The following is a 1,016-nucleotide window of genomic DNA, read 5'->3' on the forward strand; positions in this document are numbered from 1 at the left end:
CTATACTTTGAATCATTCACAGAAGATGGGTTCAGAGAAAAGGGATACAGCAAAGATATGAAATTTAATCAAACGCAAGTGCTTTTAGTATTATTAGTAACGAAAGAAGGGCTTCCGATAGGCTATGAATTATATCCAGGGTCAAAATACGAAGGAAGTACATTATCAGATTCAATAAATAAAGTTAAAATAAAATATAAAATAAATAATATAGTTTTTGTAGCAGATGCTGGTCTTTTAAATAAAGAGAATTTGGATTATTTAGAGAAAAATAATTATAAATATATAGTGGGAGCAAGGATTAAAAATGCTACAAACTCTGTAAAGGAAAAAATACTCAAAACAGAAGAATATAGCAAATTAACTGATGATCTAAAATACAAAGATTTAGAAAATGAAGACTGCAGAAGGCTAATTGTGTCACATAGTATAAAAAGAGCAAGAAAAGATTGGGATGATAGAAATACTGCAATTACAAAGCTTATAAAGAAATTAGAAAAAACTGAAAAGCCGGAGTCTTTGATCTCAAATTATGGATATAAGAAGTTTTTAAATATAAAAGGGGATTGCAAGATAGAATTAAATGAGGAAAAAATAAAAGCAGAAGAGGCTTGGGATGGATTACATGGAATAATGAGTAACATGAAAGACGAATCCGCATCTTTCATTCTCTCTCACTATAAAAATTTATGGAAAATTGAGGAAACATTTAGAATCTCAAAACATGATCTAAAAATGAGGCCAATATATCACTATACTGAAGATAGAATTAAAGCTCATATAGCGATTTGCTTTATAGCACTTTGTTGTGTAAGAAATTTAGAATATAGAGTTAGTAAACAACAAACTAAGTTATCAGTTAAAAAAATACGTGACGAATTATTGAGCTTTCAAGCAAGTATACTAAAAGATATTTCTACTGATAAAAAATACTGCATTCCTTCAGTCATCACTGAAGAAGTCAGGAAGATATATAAAGTCCTTGGTATAAATATTACTAATTCACCATTTGAATT

The 1,016-nt window shown here is 28.6% G+C and carries 1 protein-coding gene; it reads left to right on the forward strand.

Annotated elements, in window-relative coordinates:
* Positions 1-57: 57 nt before the first annotated feature.
* Positions 58-1,016: IS1634 family transposase (locus L8D11_RS05370; protein ID WP_236870640.1), on the forward strand; the 959-nt coding region annotated here is incomplete at its 3' end.

This window comes from Candidatus Bandiella numerosa (assembly GCF_021811875.1).
Taxonomy (GTDB): Bacteria; Pseudomonadota; Alphaproteobacteria; order Rickettsiales; family Midichloriaceae; genus Aquirickettsia; species Aquirickettsia numerosa_A.